At 38.6% G+C, this 749-nt stretch carries 1 protein-coding gene; it reads right to left on the reverse strand.

Annotated elements, in window-relative coordinates; all coding sequences use genetic code 11:
- Positions 1 to 749 (reverse strand): IS110 family transposase (locus tag QL998_RS20730; protein WP_290193402.1); only part of this gene is annotated, 749 nt, incomplete at both ends.

Genomic DNA, 749 nt, shown 5'->3' on the forward strand with positions numbered 1-749 from the left:
CCGCCACTACTGTGTTGACGCGGAACGATACCTAAAGACGCTGAAACATCGCGGCCTCTTTTATAGTTACTGCCATTTCCAACTTCATTGAAATAGGCGCTTGATACCATAGGACCAAATCCAGGTATTGTTTGGAGCCGTTGGCAAATATCATTATTTTTTGCTGTTTCAACTATTAATGTACTGTAAGTTTCAATGCAGCTGTCTAAGTTACTCAATTGTGTTTCTAACTGCTTTAGTACCGCTTTAAATGCGCCTGATAATCCGGTATTTTCATCTTCTAAAATTAGGGGGATACTTTTGCGTATTGTGTTTACACCCTGATTTAAAATAATTCCGTATTCAGCAGTTAAGCCTCGGATTTGATTGCATAGTGCCGTTCTTTGTCTGACCGCTAATTCTCTCGCTTTGTGCTGTGCTTGGTTATCTTGTTGCTCAACTGATTTTATACAGACACTCTTAATATGATGTTGTTTTGAAGCAACGCTAATTGCTAAAGCATCGTTATAATCATTTTTATTGCCAACTAAGAAGGCTTTTACATGCTGAGGTGGAATAAGCTTTATCTGATGACCACATTTTCTGATTTCTCGAGCCCAAAAATGAGAAGTTGCACAGGCCTCTAAAGCAACTAAACACGTAGTGTGTTGTTGGAAAAAAGATAACACTTGCGCACGCTTTAACATTTTCTTTTTAACTAAGCGCCCTTGTTCATTGCAGCACACCACATGGAAAAATCTTTTTGCTAT

It is taken from the genome of Pseudoalteromonas sp. APC 3691 (assembly GCF_030408135.1).
In the GTDB taxonomy this organism is placed as follows: domain Bacteria; phylum Pseudomonadota; class Gammaproteobacteria; order Enterobacterales; family Alteromonadaceae; genus Pseudoalteromonas.